This window comes from Stenotrophomonas sp. STEN022 (assembly GCF_056760155.1).
In genome coordinates, this window is the sequence record NZ_JBRREG010000094.1 from 1 (window position 1) to 18,505 (window position 18,505).

Genomic DNA, 18,505 nt, shown 5'->3' on the forward strand with positions numbered 1-18,505 from the left:
GCGGCGCCCCGGGCCCCCCCCCCCCCTCGACTCCGGTGGGGGCGCGGGGGGCCCGCCCCCCCCCCCCCCCGCCGCCGCCCCCCCCGCCCCCCCGGGGGGGGGCCGCCCCCCGCTCCCACAACAAAGGATGCTTACTTGGCTTTCTTTTCCAGTGACAGCAGCAGCTTCCACTGTGCGGCGGTAACCGGGAACACCGACAGGCGGTTGCCCTTGGCGGTCAGCGGGAAACCTTCGCCCAGTTCCTCGGCATGCAGCTTGATCTCGTCCAGGGCGATCACCTGCGCCAGCTTGCGCTCGAAACCCACGTCCACCAGCATCCAGCGCGGCTGCTCGCGTGTGCTCTTGGGGTCGTGGTAATCGGATTCCGGGTCGAACTGGGTGTCGTCCGGGTAGGCCTCGCTGGCCACCGTGGCAATGCCGACGATGCCCGGCACCTTGGTATTGGAGTGGTAGAACAGGATGCCGTCGCCGACCTTCATGCCATCGCGCATGAAATTGCGTGCCTGGTAGTTGCGTACGCCATTCCAAGGTTCGGTGCCTACGCGCTGCAGGTCGTCGATGGAAAAGGCGTCCGGTTCGGACTTCATCAGCCAATAGCGCTTGCGGGCGGTCATGCGTTCAACGGTTCCGGGTAGAGAGTGGCCTGCTCGGTACAGATGGCATCCACCGCCACATCCCAGTCCTCGACCGGCAATGACGGCACCTGCTGGGCGGAGAAACCTACCCCTACCAGCCACGGCGGCGCGGCCTGGCGCTGCCGAAATGCGAAGCTGCGATCATACCAGCCGCCCCCCATGCCCAGCCGCCGGCCACCGTCATCAAAGCCGACCAGCGGGGCGACGACCAAGGCCATTTCCTCCGGCCGCAGCGCCTGCGCGGGGGCCACATCCGGTTCGGGAATGCCATAACGGTTGCTGACCAGTGGCTGCCCGGGCCGCCACGGGGCGAAGCGCAGCAGCTTGCCGTGCAGCAGCGGCAGGCAATAGGTCTGCTGTGGCGGCAGCTGCATCTGCCAGCGATGTAGCGCGATCTCACCATCCATCGCCCAGTAACCGGCGACGTGCCCGCTGATCCCGGCGAATGGCAGGGACAGCAGGTGTGCGGCCAGGGTTTCGGCTGCGGCGATGCGCTCGGCGGCAGGGATGTCGCGGCGGCGCTGGCGCAGCTGTTGGCGGAGGAGTTGGCGGTGATCGGTCATCTGCGAAGGTCGAGGCGTGGAAGCCCCTCTCCCGTTGGGAGAGGGGTTGGGGTGAGGGTAAGGGCGAAGCACTCGCGTAGCCAAGCTTCGTGGGGCTTTGCTCTAACCCTCATCCGCCCCTTCGGGGCACCTTCTCCCGCAGGGATAAGGAAAAAAGACAAAAAAGAACGGCGCCGTTAGGCGCCGTTCTGGAATATTGCATTCTCCGCGGTGACGATGCGTGCGAAACGACCTTGAACCCGGGGTTCAAGTGGGAACGCTGGGGGGCCATCGGGCTTCCCGCTACAAGGCGGACTTGCACACCCGGCTCCGTCGCGCCCCCGTGGTCGTAATTAAGGGACAAGGCGAATGTTTGCACACGCCGTCGTTCACAGCAGAGAACGCGTCGCCAGTATAACGAGGTTGCGCGGCTAGGTGCAGCCGTATTTCACGAATTGCGGATTCATCTGTCTGAGCTGGTCAGCTGGATCAACGCGCGTTGTCGATGGCCAGGTCCAGGCGCCGGTTCAACTCGTTCATCGCCGATTGAAAACGCTGCTGCTGGGCGAGCTGCTCGTCGCGCACCTGTTGCAACTCATGCGCAAGATTGAGCGCCGCCAACACCGCGATGCGGTCCACCGCCGCCATCCGGTTGCTGCCGCGGATCTCACGCATCTTGCCGTCGAGCACGCGTGCGGCGGCGGTGAGGCTTTCGCGCTCGGTGGGTTCCACGCCAACGGTGTACTCGCGGTCCAGGATATGGACGCTGACCGGTTCGTTGTTGCTCACGTGTGCTGCTCCAGCGACTTGAGGCGGGTGATCATGGCTTCCACCCGGGAGCGGGCCTGTTCGTTCTTGGTCAGTAGCTGCGAACGCTCGCTGATCAGCTGTTCCTGCTGCTGGCGCAGGCTGCGGTTTTCATCGCTCAGTCGCTGGTTGCGCTCAAGCAGCAGCTCGAGGCGGGAGGCGAGGGCCAGCAGCTGGCCAGCGGGGTCGAAGGAGTCCATGGATGGAACGATAGGCATGGCGATGAGGGCCGGTCAAGAAGGAGTATGCAGTGCGATTGGTACACTGTGCGGCCGTCGTCATCTTGTCGGTGCCGGCGTTCCTCTCCGCTTTACAGATCAGTGACATGACCGACCTTCCCGCCGTCAACGACATCCTCCAGGCCAGCCAGTCGCTGGGCCTGGCTGCTTCCCCGGCCGAACTCCACGGCGGACTGTGCGGCTGGTTGGCCGCCGGCGGTGCCGATGTGCCTGCATGGCCGGCCAAGGTGCTGGCCGACGACAACCTGCCAGCACCGGAGCCCGGCAGCACCCTGGATCTGCTGCGCCAGGCCACGGTCGCGCAGCTGGAAGACCGCGACTTCGCCTTCGAGCTGGTGCTGGTGGATGCTGCCGAACCGCTGCAGGCGCGTACCGACGCCTTGTTTGAATGGTGCCGTGCATTCCTGGGCGGCTTCGGCCTGGCCTCGGGCAAGCGCCCGGTGCTGAGTGAAGAAGGCGAAGAGGCGCTGCAGGATCTGGCGCGTCTTGCCCAGGCCTCCAGCGATGAGTTCGACAGCGCCGATGAAGACGAGGACGCGCTGTCCGAGATCGAAGAGTTCGTGCGTGTTGCGGCACTGCTGTTGCACGGCGACTGCGTGATGGGCTCGCGTCACCGGCAAAGCCTGAACTGAGGTTGGCGATGAAGCGTCTGTCCGGAATCACCCCCGCTGAGTACGCCCGCCGCCGCCGGCAGTTGATGGAAGCGGCCGGCGATGACGCCATTCTGGTGCTGCCCGCGGCACCGGAGCGGGTGCGCAGCAACGATACGTTCTACCCGTACCGACAGGATTCGGACTTCTGGTACCTGAGCGGTTTCCAGGAGCCGGAGGCAGTGCTGGTACTGATCCCGGGGCGCAAGCACGGTGAGGCGATCCTGTTCTGCCGCGAGCGCGACCCCGACCGTGAAGCCTGGGATGGTCCGCGTGAAGGCCAGGATGGTGCGGTCTCGCATTACGGCATGGATGACGCCTATCCGATCGAGGACCTGGACGAGATCCTGCCGGGCCTGCTCGAAGGCCGTTCGCGTGTGTACTACCACTTCGGCCGCGACGCCGACTTCGACCTGAAGTTGATCGGCTGGGTGAACCGGGTGCGTTCGCAGGTGCGCAATGGTGCGCAGCCGCCGCATGAATTCCTTGAGCTTGGCCACCTGCTGCACGAGCAGCGCCTGTACAAGAGCGCGGATGAAATCGCCTTGATGCAGGCGGCAGCCGATATTAGTGTGCGTGCGCACCGTGCGGCGATGCGTGCAGCGCGGGCGGGTATCCATGAGTACGAATTGCAGGCGGAGCTGGAACGTGAGTTCCGTGCGGCCGATGCGTGTTCTGCATACAACAGCATTGTCGGTGCCGGCGCCAACGCCTGTGTGCTGCATTACCGCGACAACAACAGCGGTAGCCGCGATGGCGATCTGGTGTTGATCGATGCGGGTGCGGAGTATCGCGGTTACGCCAGTGACATCACCCGGACTTTCCCGGTCAATGGCCGTTTCAGCGAGGAGCAGCGCGCGCTGCATGATCTGGTGTTGGCGGCGCAGGCTGCGGCGCTGGAACAGGCGCAGCCGGGCATTGCCTACGAGGAAGGGCATCTGGCGGCGGTTGAGGTATTGACCGAGGGTTTGTTGCGTCTGGGTCTGCTGAAGGGTGATCTGGAAGAGAACATCATCGAGCGTCACTACCAGCGTTTTTACCGGCACAAGACCGGCCATTGGCTGGGCATGGATGTGCATGATGTGGGTGATTACCGGGTAGCCGGCGAGTCGCGTCTGCTGGAGCCGGGCATGGTGTTCACCATCGAGCCCGGGCTGTACATCTCGCCGGATGATCGCAGCGTGGAGGCGCGTTGGCGCGGCATTGGTATCCGCATCGAGGACGATGTGTTGATCACCGAGGACGGGCACCGTGTGTTGACCGGTGCGCTGGAGCGCAGTGCCGACGAGATCGAAGCCTTCATGGCCAAGCGCTGAGGCGTAAGGCGCTCGGCTGTAGCAGTTGCCCTTGTACTTGCCCTCCCTTACGCAAAGCGTAGGGGAGGGTATGGGAGGGGTGCAGTTGCTCCAGTCGTTGCCGTTGCCGTTGCAGTTGCTTTGAGCTTTTGACGTACGGGCCCCTTCCGCAGCGACGCAGCCGACGGACAAGACCCCGAATGGGGCGACGTGCAGGACGCACGTCGTTTTTCGACGATACATGGATGTATCGTCGAAAAATCCCGGTGGCGGAGTGGACCCGCGTCGCGAAGCGACGTGGGCGCGGAGGCAGGGTGTGCTTTCTTTGGGCCACGTTTCTTTGCACAAGCAAAGAAATGTGTGCTCGTGCGCCGTAGGCGGGCGAAAGCCCTTGATCTTGATCTTGATCGCCGTTGACGTTGGAGCCGAAACCAAGAGCAAGAGCAAGAGCTTTCTCTCCCCTTCGGGGAGCGAGTTACTTTTCTTTGCTTGTGCAAAGAAAAGATAACCAAAAGAAAGCACACCCTGCCTACGCGCCTTCCGCGCTGCGCGCTCCAGGTCCACTCCGCTGGCAGGATTTTTCGACGATACATCCATGTATCGTCGAAAAACGACGTGCATCCATGCACGTCGCCCCATGCGGGGTCTTGTCTGCCAGCTCCGTCGCTGCGGAAGGGGCCCGTACGTCAAAGGCGCAGAGCAACAGCAAGTGCAACAGCAAGTGCAAGTGCAAAGCAACGGCACCCCTCCCTGACCCTTCCCTACGCTGCGCGTAAGGGAGGGGAAGCAGCAACAGCAACAGCAACAGCAATAGCAGCCAAAGCCAAAGCCAAAGTTTGACTGGCTGTGCTTCTTTTGAGGGGAGGGATGAAGGTTCTCGCGAAAGCGGATGCTGGTACACCCGCCGTATCGCTCATCCCGGGCGCATTGCGCGCCCGGGGTTCAATCAGCAGGTCGACTGATGTCGCCCTTGCATCATGCCTGCGCGGCAAATTCCGGGCGGGTCAGGTTGTCCGCTTCGCCGTCGGTGCATAGCACCTCGTCTTCAATGCGGACGCCACCGTAAGGACGGAAGAAGTCCACGCGGTCCCAGTTGATGCTGGCAGCGTTGCCGGCCTTCTTCACTTCGTTCAACAGCATGTCGATGAAGTACAGGCCCGGCTCGATGGTGACCACCATGCCCGGTTCCAGTACGCGGGTCATGCGCAGGTAGGGATGGCCGGCCGGGCGCTCGACGCGGCCGCCGTCTTCGCTGGCGGCAAAGCCGGCCACGTCGTGGACCTGCGCGCCGATCAGATGGCCGATGCCGTGCGGGAAGAACGCTGCGCTCACACCCGTCGCCAAGGCGGCTTCCGGCGAAACCGTGATCACGCCGAAATCCTTGAGGATGCCCATCAACGACAGGTGTGCATCGATGTGCAGCTGCTTGTAGTCGAAGCCGGCGCGTACTGCCGAGCACATCTTCAGCTGCGCAGCATCGACCGCATCAATGAAAGACTGGAACTCGTCGTGGCCGGCCGCTGCATAGGTGCGGGTGATGTCGCTGGCGTAGCCATACGCCGAAGCGCCAGCATCGATCAGGAAGCTGCGCAGCGGCTGCGGTGCCTGCTTGCCCAGATCGGTGTAATGCAGCACGGCAGCATGTTCGTTGAGGCCGATGATGTTGCCGTAGGGCAGCTCGTTGGCGTCCTGGCCGACGGCGCTGCAATAGGCCATGTGGATCTCGAATTCGCTGGCACCGGCACGGAATGCGGCCTCGGCGGCGCGGTGGCCGCGTACGCCCAGTACCTGGGCCTGGCGCATCAGCGCGATTTCGTACGGCGTCTTGTAGCCGCGATGCCATTCCAGGTAATTGATCACCGCTGCCGGGTTGTTCGGGGCGAAGCCGCCAAGTGCGCTCTGTGCCTCGCCGAGGATGGCGCAGCGGCTCGGGTCGGCTGGCAGCAGGGCCAGCGCTTCGTCCGGCTTGCGGATGATGTGGATGTCGAAGTGTTCCACCCACCAGCCGCTCGGCGCGTCCGGTACCACGTGCCAGTAGTCGAAGGGTTGGTAGAACACCAGGGTCGGACGCTTGCCCGGGGTGTGGATCAGCCAGCTGTAAGGCAGCTTGGTCAGCGGCAACCAGGTCTTGAATTGCGGGTTGACCGCATACGGGTAGTCGCGGTCATCGAACACCTGGTAGTGCTGGGTGCCGCTGGGAACCACCAGATGATCAAAACCACCGCGCGCCAGCGCCGCGTCGGCGCGGCGGATCATTTCGCCGAGGTGGTGGGCGTACAGGCTGCCTGGATCTTGCTGGTTCATCGCGGTGGCTCGCTGGGACATGCGGAATGCAGGCCCCAATTTTGCCGCAATCAGCCGGCAGCTGCTGTGCCGTTTTCGGCACTCAGGCTGCGGGGATGCTGCCTTCGATCCACCGGACCAGACGCTCGCGATGGGTTTTATCCAGGGTCAGGAAGCGGAACCCTGCCCATGACTGCTCGGGCGCATGGGTGGGCTCGCACCACAATAGATGTACGCCAACGTCGATTTGCAGGTGGCCGCCACGGCCATCGGGGATCGGGAACTGCAACTGATACAGCGCGTCCTCGTGCATTGGCACGGAGGTGATCAACAGCATGCCGGTTTCGGATACGTTGCCGAGTCGGCCGATCTGGGTGCCGGTCATCTGGTCTCGTACCTGCACCAGTTCGGGTACCTGCAGGCGCGGTGCGCGGCGGGTATTGGTGATCATGCGGACTCCCCGCTGTTGGAGGCTTGGCCGGCGATCGAGCGCAGGGCGCGCACGGTGGCCTGCCAGGCGCGGTCGATCAGACGGCCCTTGTCTTCGGTGACGATGCGCAGTTGGCCCTTGGCCATCAGCCGCGACATCGCGTCGAGTGAATTCTCCGAGACCTTCTGGCCGCGTTGATTCACGAACAAGGCGTTGCCGGTGATCAGGCTGTACCAGGACAGGCGCTGGCGGCGGTTGTCGCCTTGCTGGTTGACTGTGAATTCGAACCAGGTACCGAACGGCAGGGTGCGCAGCTGGCGGTAATGCGCTTCCTCCTCCTCGGTACGGGTGGGCTCGACTTTCTTGCGCCGCTCTTCTTCTTCCGGCTCGCCTGTCTCGCCCAGACGGCTGCGCGCCTTGAGCTTGGCAGTCAGCTCGGTGCGCGAGGTGATTTCATCCTCGCCGCCAGGCGTGGACAGCCGGCGGGAGATGGCTGCGGCTTCATCCTGGTGGTAGCCCACCTGCAGCAGCGATTGTTCGATCTCCTCGCCGAAGCTGACATCAGCCGCGCCACCGGGTGGCAGGCCGGTGATCTCGCTGATCCGGCGGGTGGCCTGCTCGCGTTGCTGCCATTCCTCCGAACCCTCACCCTGACGCAGCAAGGTGAGGGTAAGCACATCAGCCCACGCCTTGCGTAGCAGGGTCTGCACGAACTTGGGTGGTTCGGTGGTCTGGCACAGCTCGTCGATGGTGTTGTTGGCCAGCTGTTTGGCGGCCTCCAGACGTTCCTTGCCGCGCGCGGCGTCGACCTGCCGGCGCTCGGCCATCTCCGCACGGCGGGCCGCAGAGCGCAGATGGCCCTGGATGATGTCGTTGGCTTCGACGAAGACGGATTCGTCGCCCTGGTAATCGTTGACGACCTTGTTGACGGCATCCTTCAGCTTCAGCAACAGGACCGGATCGCTGTCTTCATCACTGAGCCACACCGCGCCGGATTCGGCGACGGCGTTGAGCAGCTCGCGGGCCGGGTGCTGGTCGCGCAGGAAGAACTCCTGATCGCTGATCGCGGCGCGTGCCAAAGGCACCTGCAGGCGTCGCAGCAGATCGGCGGCTGGGCCTTCGCTGCGCACCTCGCGTTGCAGCTCGGTGTAGAGCATGCCCAACAGGTCCATGGTGTCACCGTCCTGCACCGACAGCGTTGCGGCAGGGCCGTGCTCGGCCTTGACCTGCGCCATCATCGCGTTGCGGATGTCGGCCATGCTGTGGCGGCTGCCGGAGGACGATGCAGCAGCCTGCAGTTTGCCCAGCACATCCAGCGTAGTCTGGGTGGAGACCGGCTGGGCAGGAACGCCTGCGCTGTTGGCGTTGGCGGCAGTGAATGCAGTTGTGCCGGCAGCTGCTGTTGAACCTGTGGTGCCGTGCTGTGCCTGTGCTTGCAGTGCGGCAAAGTCGGGCATGCCACCAGTACCGGCGGATGCGCCTACGGCACGGCCGGCAGCTGTACCGCCAGTATTGCCGCCGCCACCGCCTGCACCGGCACTCAACGTAAGTGCATGGCGGGCTGCATCAAGCAGGCTGTGCAGGCTTTCCATCGGCGGCATTGCGGCGCCATTGGCTGGCATCTGCACCGGTGTGGCGCTGGCCTGGGCAGGCGCTGCTGCTGGGTTGCCCAGCAGCTCATTGGAAATATTGGCCCACGATGCAGCCGGAGCCTGGCCTTGCCAACTGGTCAGCGGGGTTGGGCCGGTGCCGCGAGGCCCGCTGCCGCCAGCATCGACCTGCCCACCGGCAGCACCCGCGCCGCGTGGTGCAGAGGGGCGGGGGAGATGCGGACGGTAAACCAGCCCTGGAAGCACGCCTTCGCGTTCCAGCAGGATGTTCAGGCGGTCTACCAGTTCGGCATGACGCGTCATCGCCATGCGTTCGAATACCTGGAACAGCACCAGCTGAGTATCGAGGTTGAGCTGCATCTGCTCGCCGGCGTCGCGTACTGCCCGACACTGCGCGTAGGGGCCGACCGGCAGACGCTCGGGATCAAATGCTGGTTGTGCGGCCAACACCGCAAAGCGCTGCCCCAGCAACAGCAGTGGGCTGGGGGCGCGGAACGCCTCGCGTCGCGCCATTTCGTGCAGCACGATGTCGCGGTCGATGTCGGTGTCCTCGACCAGCGTCATCGACTTGAACGTCGCCGCGTGCGCTTCCTGGTCGGGCTTGGGCGGGTCCTTGAAGCTCGCCACTTGCGAGGCAAGCGCATCAAGAAACAGATCAGGGAACTGTTCCATGTGCTCGCGCAGCACCCGCAGCTGGGCATAGATGTCGGACTGAATCTGGCTGTTGTGGGCCAACTCCGCGCGTTTGAACATGGCGCGTTCCAGCTCGATGGCGGTCAGCTGCAGCGGCGTGCGCAGGACTTCATCGGTGGCCAGGAAGATACTTTCCAACAAGTGACGTACGCGGGCAGATACCGGCGCAGTGGCGATCCTTGCCATGGATTGGCTGGATGAGCGTGGTGCGGTGCCTGACATCCTGTATTCCTTCCCCCTGAATGGGCGTTTTCTATCATTTATGTGATGTAACGGCCACTTTTCGCGGGTCTTACGCCAGGAACAACTCCACCACATCGTTGGTGAAGCGGCGACCAAGCTCAGTTGGGGTCCAGTATTCCCCGGTATGGGTGAGCCAGCCACGCTCCACCGCCATTGCCAGGGAGGGTAGAAGCACGCTTCGTGCCAAACCCGTGCGCGACTCGAAATCGCGCAGGCTGAAGCCCTCGTGCAGGCGCAGCAGGTTGAGCATGTACTCGAACGGTAGCCGCTCCGGGCTGATCACGTCGTCGCCACCGATGCTGGCCAGGCTGCCGGCGGTGTCCATGAAGGTCTGCGGGTGCTTGTGCTTCCAGCGCCGCAGCACATGCTGCTCGGCGCCGGAGCTGATCTTGCCGTGGGCGCCGGCGCCAATGCCCAGGTAATCACCAAAGCGCCAGTAGTTGAGGTTGTGCTGGCATTGCCAGCCGTCGCGGGCGTAGGCACTGACCTCGTACTGGCCATAGCCGCGTTCGGCCAGCAGGGCCTGGCAGTGTTCCTGGATGTCCCAGGCGCTGTCTTCGTCGGGAATGCCCTGCGGCGGCCGGGCGAAGAACACCGTATTCGGCTCCAGCGTCAGCTGGTAGTGCGAGATATGGGTGGGATCGAGGGCGAAGGCGCGTTCAAGATCGTGCTCGGCCTGGGCCAGCGTCTGCTGCGGCAGCGCGTACATCAGGTCGATGTTGAAATTTTTGTAGCCGGCGTCCTGCGCCAGTTTGACCGCGCGCTCGGCTTCATTGCTGTCGTGGATGCGCCCCAGGCGCTTGAGCGCTTCGTCGTTGAAGGTCTGGATGCCGAAGCTGATGCGGTTCACGCCGGCGGCACGGTAGCGATCAAAGCGGCCGTGTTCTGCGGTGCCGGGGTTGGTCTCCAGGGTGACCTCCAGATTCGGCGCGAAACGCAGCCGCGCGCTGGCTGCCTGCAGGAAGCGGTCGATCGCCTCCGGTGGGAACAGGCTGGGCGTCCCGCCACCAAAGAACACGCTGCTGACCACCCGTCCCCAGACCAGCGGCAGGTCCTGGTCCAGGTCGCGGATCAGGGCATCGATATAGGCATCGAACGGCAACTCGCCCTTGCCTGCATGCGAGTTGAAATCGCAGTACGGGCATTTGCGCACGCACCACGGCAGGTGCACGTACAGCGCCAGCGGTGGCGGTACCAACTGCACGTCTGCCGGTACATCGCAGCCGCAGGCGTCATCGTGGGTGTGGAGGTGTGCGTGCGTGTTCATCAACGAGGTATCTCAGCGTGCCAGTTGTGCCGACAACTGCTGGACCAGCAACTGCAGCGCTTTGGCGCGATGGCTGCGGCCGTTCTTCTGTGCAGGTTCCATCTGCGCCGCGGTCAGGCCGAGTTCTTCATCCAGGAACACCGGGTTGTAGCCGAAGCCATTGCTGCCGCGCAGTTCGTCGATGATGCGGCCTTCCCAGCTGCCTTCGCAGATCAGCGGCTGCGGGTCGTTGGCATGGCGCAGCAGCACGATCACCGCGTAGAAACGCGCCGTGCGGCGTTCGGCCGGGACATCGCGCAGCGCATCAAGCAGCTTGGCGTTGTTGGCGGCATCGTCGGTGGGGCTGCCGGCGTAGCGCGCGCTGTACAGGCCGGGCGCGCCGTCCAGTGCATCGACGATCAGGCCGGAGTCATCGGCCAACGCTGGCAGGCCGGTCACCGTGCAGGCATGGCGGGCCTTGATCAACGCGTTCTCGACGAAGGTCAGGCCGGTTTCCGGCACATCGTCCACGCCCAGTTCGCGCTGCGGCACGATCTGCAGCGGCAGATCGGCCAGCATGGCCTGCAGTTCTTTCAGCTTGCCGGCGTTGCCGCTGGCCAGTACCAGTTTCATTGCTTGGGCTCCAACAAGTCCCAGGTGTTGCCATACAGGTCGCGGAACACCGCGACCGTGGCATAGGGTTCATCGCGCGGGGCTTCGAGGAACTCCACGCCCTGCGCGAGCATTGCCGCGTGGTCGCGATGGAAGTCGTCGGTGTGCAGGAAGAAGCCAACGCGGCCACCGGTCTGGTTGCCGATGCGGCTGCGCTGCTCCTCGTCGCTGGCACGCGCCAACAGCAGCGCGGCAGCGCTGCCATCGGTGGGGCCGACCACCACCCAGCGCTTGCGGCCCTGGTCCAGGTCCTCCAGCAACTGGAAGCCGAGCTTGCCGGTGTACCAGGCGATGGCTTCGTCGTAATCGGCGACGACGAGGGTGACCAGGGCGAGGCGCCGGTTCATGCCGACGCCAATGCCGCCTGCTGGGCGTCGAACAGCTCGCGGATGCCCTTTTCGGCCAGCACCAGCAGCGCGTCCAATTCGTCGCGGCGGAAGGCATGGCCTTCGGCCGTGCCCTGCAGCTCGATGAAGCCACCGCCGTCATTCATGACGATGTTCATGTCGGTATCGCAGTCGCTGTCTTCCGGGTAATCCAGGTCCAGCACCGGCTGGCCCTTGTAAACGCCAACCGACACGGCAGCTACCGCGCCGAACAGCGGGTTGCGCTTGATCTCGCCGCGCTTCATCAGCAGGTTCACCGCGTCCACCAGGGCGACGTATGCGCCGGTGATGGCGGCGGTGCGGGTGCCACCGTCGGCCTGCAGTACGTCGCAATCCAGGGTGATAGTGCGCTCGCCCAGTGCATTGCGGTCGATGCAGGCGCGCAGGGTGCGGCCGATCAGGCGCTGGATTTCAAGGGTGCGGCCACCCTGCTTGCCGCGCGCGGCTTCACGGTCGGAGCGGGTGTGGGTGGAGCGCGGCAGCATGCCGTATTCGGCGGTGACCCAGCCTTCGCCCTTGCCACGCAGGAAGCCGGGTACCCGGTTCTCGACGCTGGCGGTGCACAGCACGCGGGTGTCGCCAAAGCTCACCAGCACCGAGCCTTCGGCATGGCGGGTGAAGGAACGCTCGATGGTGACGGTGCGCATCTGATCGGCCTGGCGGCCGCTGGGACGGGAGAAGGTCATGGGGAATCCGGTTAGTACGAGTTGATCTGGCGGGCGTCTGGGTGGTGGATGCACCAGCGTCCAGAGGTGGCTAGGGTACCATTCGCCCTTTGAAACACATCGGAAAGCACATGATTCGGAGCATGACCGCCTATGCCGGCGGCGAACGCATCACCGCGTGGGGCACCCTGGGCTGCGAACTGCGCTCGGTGAACCATCGGTTCCTTGAAGTGGGCGTGCGTCTGCCCGAGGACCTGCGTGCGCTCGAGCCGCAGCTGCGCGAGCGCGTTGCCGCCCGGGTCAGCCGCGGCAAGCTCGATCTGGTGATGCGCCTGCGGGCACCGGAAGCCGCCACCTCGCTGGCCGTCAACGAGGTGCTGGTGGATCAGCTGTCTGAATTGGCGCAGCGACTGCACAGTCGCTTCCCCGGGATGCAGGTGGGCTTCACCGACCTGCTGCAATACCCCGGCGTGCTGCGCGCCGAGGCGACCGACAGTGCCGCCCTGCATGCCGAAGCACTGGCCTTGCTGGAAGAGACCGTCACCAGCTTCGTGCAGGCGCGCGAGCGCGAAGGCGACAAGCTGGCCACGGCGATCAGCGAGCGGGTCGATTCGGTCGATCGCATTGCCGGCGAAGTCCGCGAGCTGATCCCGGCCATCCGCGAGGGGCAGCGGGTCAAGCTGGCCGCACGCCTGGCCGACCTGCCGCACCCGGTTGATCCGGGCCGGGCGGAGCAGGAACTGGTGATGTGGTTGCAGAAGCTCGACGTGGATGAGGAACTTGACCGTCTGGACAGCCATATCGCGGAAATCCGCCGCGTGCTGCGCCAGCGCGAGCCGGTCGGCCGCCGCTTGGACTTCCTGCTGCAGGAGTTCAACCGCGAAGCCAACACACTGGGCTCCAAGTCGGTGGACGCACGCACCTCCAATGCAGCGGTGGAGCTGAAAGTGCTGATCGACCAGATCCGCGAGCAGGTCCAGAACATCGAGTAAGGGTAGTGCCGAGCCGTGCTCCGCCGAGGCCTTACCGGTAATGCCCTGCCTAGCTGGGCTCGGCACTACAGGTGGCGCTGCTCCCACAGGACTCTTGACGGCGTTCACCCCTCAATCCTGCACAGACCGGCCCACGCCGGTACAATGCCGGGCCATTCCGACGTTGGCCCACCGCATGCGTGGCACCCTCTATATCGTCGCTGCCCCGTCCGGGGCCGGCAAAAGCAGCATCGTCAACGCCACTTTGGCGCGTGACCCGCACATCTCGCTGTCGATCTCCTTCACCTCGCGGGCCATGCGTCCGGGTGAGGTCAACGGCAAGCACTACCACTTCGTCCCCGCTGCCGAGTTCGAGCAGATGATCGCCGCCGGTGATTTCTTCGAACACGCGCTGGTGCATGGCGACTGGAAGGGTACAGCCCGGCAGTCGGTGGAGCCGCAGCTGGCGGCCGGCAAGGACGTGCTGCTGGAAATCGACTGGCAGGGCGCTCGCCAGGTGCGCGAGAAGGTACCGGGCGCGGTCAGCGTGTTCATCCTGCCGCCGTCGCGGCAGGCGCTGGACGAGCGCATGCGCAAGCGTGGCCAGGACAGCGAGGCGGTAATGGCCCAGCGTCTGGCCGCCGCGCGTGAGGAAATGCTGCATTACGACGAGTTCGACTACGTCATCATCAACGAGGATTTCGATACCGCCGTTGGTGAAATGTGCTCGATCTTCGCCGCGAGCCGGTTGCGCTGCGAACCCCAGCAGCGCCGCCACGGCGAGCTGATCGCCTCGCTGCTGGCCCCTGAAAACTGAGCAAGTGGTTGATCCGCAAGGGGCTGTTCAGGCCTTGACTTGATTCCAGGACCGGTCTGCCCCTACAATTCGTCCCCTTTCCCTCATTCGATCGAGCGGCCGTTGCAGGTCGCCGGGAGCCCGCATGGCCCGCATTACCGTAGAAGATTGCCTGGAAGTCGTTAACAACCGTTTTGAGCTGGTCATGATGGCGTCCAAGCGCGCCCGTCAGCTGGCCAATGGTGTCCAGGCGACGATCGACAACAGCGAGAGCGAGGACAAGCCGACCGTGTTGGCGCTGCGCGAAATCGCTGCCCGTCGCATCGACAACGAGCTGATCGAGGAAGTCGAGAAGTCCGAGCGCGAGCGCATCGAGCGTGAAGCACTGGAATGGGCAGCCGCTGAAGTGGTCGCCGACGAAGACATGTCCAAGAACGACGATTGATCGCCTCTCTGGCATCGATTGATGTTGTCTGCAAACAGCCCGCCAAAAGCGGGCTGTTTGCGTTGTAGGAATTGCCGTGGAACGCCTGCTGGCATAGTCTTCTGGCATGAACCCAGGCCCTTCCGCCCAGGTAGCCACGCCCGCGGGCGGGGTGGTACCTGATTACGTACTGCAACTCGAACGCGCAGCCAGCTACCTCCCCACCGAGCAGCTGCCGCTGCTGCGTCGTGCCTGGGAGGTCGGGGCGGCCGCGCACGCCGGCCAGACACGCAAATCCGGCGAGCCCTACATCACCCATCCGGTGGCGGTTGCTCGCATCCTGGCCGAGCTCGGCCTGGACGTTGAAACCCTGATCGCGGCCATCCTGCACGACACCATCGAGGACACCCCGCTCACCGGCGAGGAGCTGGCCGCCGAGTTCGGCCAGGCCGTGGCCGACCTGGTCGAGGGCGTCACCAAGCTGGACAAGCTGAAGTTCCGCGACCGTCAGGAAGCGGCGGCGGAGAGCTTCCGCAAGATGTTGCTGGCGATGTCGCGCGACCTGCGCGTGATCATGATCAAGCTGGCCGACCGCCTGCACAACATGCGCACGCTGGGCGCGCAGAGTGCCGAGGCGCGGCGCCGCATCGCCACGGAAACGCTGGATATCTACGCGCCCATCGCCCAGCGCCTGGGCATGAACCTGATCAAGTCCGAGCTGCAGAACCTCGGCTTCCGCGCGCTGTACCCGTGGCGCCACGCCATCATCGAAAAACACATTCGCAGCCAGCCGGTGGTGCGCCGTGAGTCGATGGCGCAGGTGGAAGTGCAGCTGTCGCAGCGCTTGGCGCGCGAAGGGCTGGAGCACCGCCTGATCAGCCGCATCAAGACGCCCTGGAGCATCTACACCAAGATGCGCGAGGAGAACAAAAGCTTCGACCAGGTGATGGATGTCTTCGGCTTCCGCCTGGTGATGCGCAACGTGCCCAACTGCTACCACGCACTGGGCGGCGTGCATGCCGCGTTCAAGCCGCTGGACGGGCGCTTCCGCGATTTCATCGCCATCCCCAAGGCCAACGGCTACCAGTCGCTGCACACGGTGCTGTTCGGGCCGTACGGCTCGCCGATCGAGGTGCAGATCCGCACCGAGGAAATGGACCTGATCGCCGAGCGCGGTGTGGCCGCACACTGGACCTACAAGTTCGGCGGCGACGGCCCCAACAGCGCGCAGAGCAGGGCGCATGCCTGGATCGTCGAGCTGATCGATTCGCAGCGTACCGCCGGTTCGTCGCTGGAGTTCCTAGACAACGTCAAGGTCGACCTGTTCCCGGACGAGGTCTACCTGTTCACGCCCAAGGGCAAGATCCTGGCATTGCCGCGCAATTCCACCGCGCTGGACTTCGCCTATGCCGTGCATACCGACGTGGGCAACCGCGCGGTCGCCTCGCGTGTGGACAAGAAGCTGGTGCCGTTGCGCACGCGTCTGGTCAGCGGGCAGACGGTGGAAATCATCACTGCGCGTTCGGCCTCGCCCAAGCCGCAGTGGCTGGAGTTCGTGGTCAGCAGCAAGGCGCGTACTGCGATCCGCCACCAGCTCAAGCAGCTGGAGCACGAGGATGCGGTACAGCTCGGTCACAGCATGCTGGACCGCGCGCTGGAAGCGATGGACAGCTCGATCGAGCGGCTGCCGAAGGGGCGCCTGGACGCTTTCCTCACCGAGCACCGTTACCCGCGCCTGGAGGCCTTCCTGGCCGATGTGGCGCTGGGTAACTGGATGCCAACCCAGGCTGCGCAGGCGTTGATGTCGTATGCCGAACTGCGCGCCAGTGGCGTCACTCATCGCGCCCAGGAGAAGATCCTGATCAACGGCAGCGAGCGTGGCGTGGTCAGCTTCGCCAACTGTTGTCAGCCGATTCCGGGCGACGACATCATGGGTTACCACACGGCCGGCAAGGGCATTGTCGTGCATCGACTGGATTGCCCGAACCTGGCCGAACTGCGCAAGACGCCGGATCGCTGGGTGCCGATTGGCTGGGATACCAGCGTGGTCGGCGATTACGACACCGCACTGGTGGTCGAGGTGGAAAACGGCACCGGCGTGCTGGCGCAGCTGGCTGCCGCCATCGCCCACAGCCATTCCAACATCGAGCGGGTGGATTACCTGGACCGTGATTTCAACGCTGCGGTGCTGTGCTTCAACATCCAGGTCCGCGACCGCAAACACCTGGCCGAAGTAATGCGTCGCCTGCGCCGCCTGCAGGTAGTGCAGTCCGTCCGCCGCCAGTAGGTAGTGCCGAGCCATGCTCGGCAAGGGGCCTTACCAACACAGTAGAGGCACCTGTGGGAGCGGCGTAAGCCGCGAAGCTTGCACCGCTTGTACTACGGCGCTGTCCGCAATCTGCTGGATCATCAGCTTCGCGGCTTATTCCGCTCCCACAAGACGATGTCGGGTTTACCGGTAACACCCCAGCCGGGCATGGCTCGGCTCTACCTGTATTCCGCTATCCACACAGACTGTGTCCTGCTGCATACACAAGCTGTGGATAAGGCCGCGCAGCCCCTGTGCCACGGCCTTCTGCAAGACATGGTGATATTTTGTCCACGCGCTGTGGGCAAGCCACTGTAGTGCCGAGCCATGCGTGGCAGGGGCCTTGCCGATATAGCAGCGGCAACTGTGGGAGCTGCGTCAGCCGCGAAGCTGGCAGCGCTGGAACAACCGGGCTACCCGCAATCTGATGGACCACCTGCTTCGCGGCTTACGCCGCTCCCACAAAAATTCACAGCTGGTTGTTCGGTGAAGCCCCAGCCGAGCATGGCTCGGCGCTACCTGTATCCGGCTATCCACACAGCTTGTGTCCTGCTACCTACACAAGCTGTGGATAAGGCTTCGCAGCCCTTGCGCTGCGGGCCTCTGCAAAACATGGTGATATTTTGTCCATCACTTGTGGACAGGTGAGGGTGAGCCTGTAGCGTGTTCTGCGTACCATGGCCGGGATCTCAACAAGGCTGTATCCCCATGACGACGTTCCCGGAAGACATCTATACCGAACCCACTGCCGATACCAATACGCTGGCCAACCTCGGGCCACTGGCGCCGATGGCAGGTATCTGGATCGGCGAGCGCGGCATGGACGTCAATCCCAAGGCCGATGGCCCCGAGCGACAGGCTTACATCGAACACGTCGAGCTGCAGCCGATCGACGCGCAGCCCAATGGCCCGCAGTTGTTCTACGGACTGCGTTACCACACGCGCATCCACAAGCCCGGTGAAGTGGAGACCTTCCACGACCAGGTCGGTTATTGGCTGTGGGAACCGGCGACCGGCACGGTGATCCAGACGCTGACCATCCCGCGCGGGCAGACCGCGATGGCGGTGGGGAAGGCGGCGCCCGATGCGAAGCGCTTCCGCCTGCGCGCCGAGCGTGGCTCGATGACCAATGGCATCAGCTCCAACCCGTTCCTGGAACACGCGTTCCGTACCGACAGCTACGAGATCGAAGTCACCATCAACGATGACGGTAGCTGGTCCTACGAGCAGGAAACGATGCTGGTCATCCCGGACCGCAGCGAGCCGTTCGCGCATACCGACCGCAATACGCTGCGCCGGATCGGCGAGCCAACGCCCAACCCGACCGCACAGGCCGAAGCGGCCGCGTAGGGCCGAGCATGGCTCGGCTCTACCTGTATTCCGCTATCCACACAGACTGTGTCCTGCTGCATACACAAGCTGTGGATAAGGCCGCGCAGCCCTTGCGCTGCGGACCTCTGTAAAACATGGTGATATTTTGTCCACGACCTGTGGATGACGCGAACGTAGTGCCGAGCCATGTTCGGCAGGGGCTCTACCGATAAGGCAGAGGCACATGTGGGGGCGGCGTCAGCCGCGCAAATGGCAGGAAAGAATCGATGCGAAAGTAG

At 64.3% G+C, this 18,505-nt stretch carries 18 protein-coding genes and 1 other RNA gene; 7 read left to right on the forward strand and 12 right to left on the reverse strand.

The window, feature by feature from the left end; genetic code table 11:
- Window positions 1-131: 131 nt before the first annotated feature.
- The 5 genes from ACVOMF_RS17060 to ACVOMF_RS17080 form a co-directional block, all read right to left on the reverse strand.
- Window positions 132-614 carry an EVE domain-containing protein gene (locus ACVOMF_RS17060; RefSeq protein ID WP_303747296.1) on the reverse strand — a complete coding sequence of 161 codons (483 nt, stop codon included), beginning with the start codon at window positions 612-614 and terminating at the stop codon, window positions 132-134.
- Window positions 611-1,198: a 5-formyltetrahydrofolate cyclo-ligase gene (locus ACVOMF_RS17065; protein WP_481510326.1), complete on the reverse strand. Its 588-nt coding sequence runs from the start codon at window positions 1,196-1,198 to the stop codon at window positions 611-613. Before ACVOMF_RS17065 ends, ACVOMF_RS17060 begins: the two co-directional genes overlap by 4 nt.
- A gap of 198 nt (window positions 1,199-1,396) precedes the next feature.
- A non-coding RNA gene (ssrS, locus tag ACVOMF_RS17070) (6S RNA) lies at window positions 1,397-1,581 on the reverse strand.
- 85 nt (window positions 1,582-1,666) lie between these two features.
- Entirely contained in the window at window positions 1,667-1,966 is a 300-nt protein-coding gene (locus ACVOMF_RS17075) for a cell division protein ZapA (protein WP_282273119.1), read from the reverse strand.
- On the reverse strand, window positions 1,963-2,184 hold the full coding sequence (locus ACVOMF_RS17080) for a TIGR02449 family protein (RefSeq protein WP_282273125.1): 222 nt from the start codon (window positions 2,182-2,184) through the stop codon (window positions 1,963-1,965). The genes ACVOMF_RS17075 and ACVOMF_RS17080 overlap by 4 nt, the downstream gene beginning before the upstream one ends.
- 125 nt (window positions 2,185-2,309) lie before the next feature.
- Between ACVOMF_RS17080 and ACVOMF_RS17085 the strand changes: the two genes are divergently transcribed.
- Window positions 2,310-2,855 carry a YecA/YgfB family protein gene (locus ACVOMF_RS17085; protein ID WP_481510327.1) on the forward strand — a complete coding sequence of 182 codons (546 nt, stop codon included), beginning with the start codon at window positions 2,310-2,312 and terminating at the stop codon, window positions 2,853-2,855.
- Window positions 2,856-2,863: 8 nt separating this feature from the next.
- Window positions 2,864-4,189 (forward strand): Xaa-Pro aminopeptidase, encoded by a 1,326-nt coding sequence (gene pepP / locus ACVOMF_RS17090; RefSeq protein ID WP_481510328.1) that lies wholly within the window; start codon window positions 2,864-2,866, stop codon window positions 4,187-4,189.
- A gap of 954 nt (window positions 4,190-5,143) precedes the next feature.
- On the opposite strand, the gene pepQ is transcribed toward pepP, so the two are convergent.
- The 7 genes from pepQ to rph form a co-directional block, all read right to left on the reverse strand.
- Window positions 5,144-6,472, reverse strand: a complete 1,329-nt coding sequence (pepQ, locus tag ACVOMF_RS17095; protein WP_481510337.1) for a Xaa-Pro dipeptidase — start codon at window positions 6,470-6,472, stop codon at window positions 5,144-5,146.
- An 82-nt stretch (window positions 6,473-6,554) separates the two neighbouring features.
- A complete protein-coding gene (locus ACVOMF_RS17100; RefSeq protein ID WP_481510329.1) occupies window positions 6,555-6,902 on the reverse strand; it encodes a PilZ domain-containing protein in 348 nt (115 codons plus the stop codon).
- Window positions 6,899-9,406, reverse strand: coding sequence for a DUF1631 domain-containing protein (locus ACVOMF_RS17105; protein WP_481510330.1), 2,508 nt, complete (start codon window positions 9,404-9,406; stop codon window positions 6,899-6,901). The genes ACVOMF_RS17100 and ACVOMF_RS17105 overlap by 4 nt, the downstream gene beginning before the upstream one ends.
- A gap of 70 nt (window positions 9,407-9,476) precedes the next feature.
- On the reverse strand, window positions 9,477-10,694 hold the full coding sequence (gene hemW / locus ACVOMF_RS17110) for a radical SAM family heme chaperone HemW (protein WP_481510331.1): 1,218 nt from the start codon (window positions 10,692-10,694) through the stop codon (window positions 9,477-9,479).
- Window positions 10,695-10,706: 12 nt separating this feature from the next.
- On the reverse strand, window positions 10,707-11,306 hold the full coding sequence (rdgB, locus tag ACVOMF_RS17115) for an RdgB/HAM1 family non-canonical purine NTP pyrophosphatase (RefSeq protein WP_481510332.1): 600 nt from the start codon (window positions 11,304-11,306) through the stop codon (window positions 10,707-10,709).
- Entirely contained in the window at window positions 11,303-11,692 is a 390-nt protein-coding gene (locus ACVOMF_RS17120; protein ID WP_313173487.1) for a VOC family protein, read from the reverse strand. The genes rdgB and ACVOMF_RS17120 overlap by 4 nt, the downstream gene beginning before the upstream one ends.
- Complete coding sequence (rph, locus tag ACVOMF_RS17125) at window positions 11,689-12,417, reverse strand: ribonuclease PH (protein WP_481510333.1); 729 nt, start codon at window positions 12,415-12,417, stop codon at window positions 11,689-11,691. Before rph ends, ACVOMF_RS17120 begins: the two co-directional genes overlap by 4 nt.
- A gap of 110 nt (window positions 12,418-12,527) precedes the next feature.
- On the opposite strand from rph, the gene ACVOMF_RS17130 reads away from it, so the two are divergent.
- From ACVOMF_RS17130 to ACVOMF_RS17150, 5 genes are all read left to right on the forward strand, one after another.
- Window positions 12,528-13,388 carry a YicC/YloC family endoribonuclease gene (locus tag ACVOMF_RS17130; protein WP_481510334.1) on the forward strand — a complete coding sequence of 287 codons (861 nt, stop codon included), beginning with the start codon at window positions 12,528-12,530 and terminating at the stop codon, window positions 13,386-13,388.
- A gap of 175 nt (window positions 13,389-13,563) precedes the next feature.
- Window positions 13,564-14,184 (forward strand): guanylate kinase, encoded by a 621-nt coding sequence (gene gmk, locus ACVOMF_RS17135; protein WP_296250265.1) that lies wholly within the window; start codon window positions 13,564-13,566, stop codon window positions 14,182-14,184.
- Window positions 14,185-14,308: 124 nt separating this feature from the next.
- Window positions 14,309-14,608 carry a DNA-directed RNA polymerase subunit omega gene (gene rpoZ, locus ACVOMF_RS17140; RefSeq protein ID WP_282271463.1) on the forward strand — a complete coding sequence of 100 codons (300 nt, stop codon included), beginning with the start codon at window positions 14,309-14,311 and terminating at the stop codon, window positions 14,606-14,608.
- A gap of 106 nt (window positions 14,609-14,714) precedes the next feature.
- Window positions 14,715-16,874 (forward strand): RelA/SpoT family protein, encoded by a 2,160-nt coding sequence (locus ACVOMF_RS17145; RefSeq protein WP_481510335.1) that lies wholly within the window; start codon window positions 14,715-14,717, stop codon window positions 16,872-16,874.
- A gap of 729 nt (window positions 16,875-17,603) precedes the next feature.
- On the forward strand, window positions 17,604-18,245 hold the full coding sequence (locus tag ACVOMF_RS17150) for an FABP family protein (RefSeq protein WP_481510336.1): 642 nt from the start codon (window positions 17,604-17,606) through the stop codon (window positions 18,243-18,245).
- Window positions 18,246-18,505: the final 260 nt, after the last annotated feature.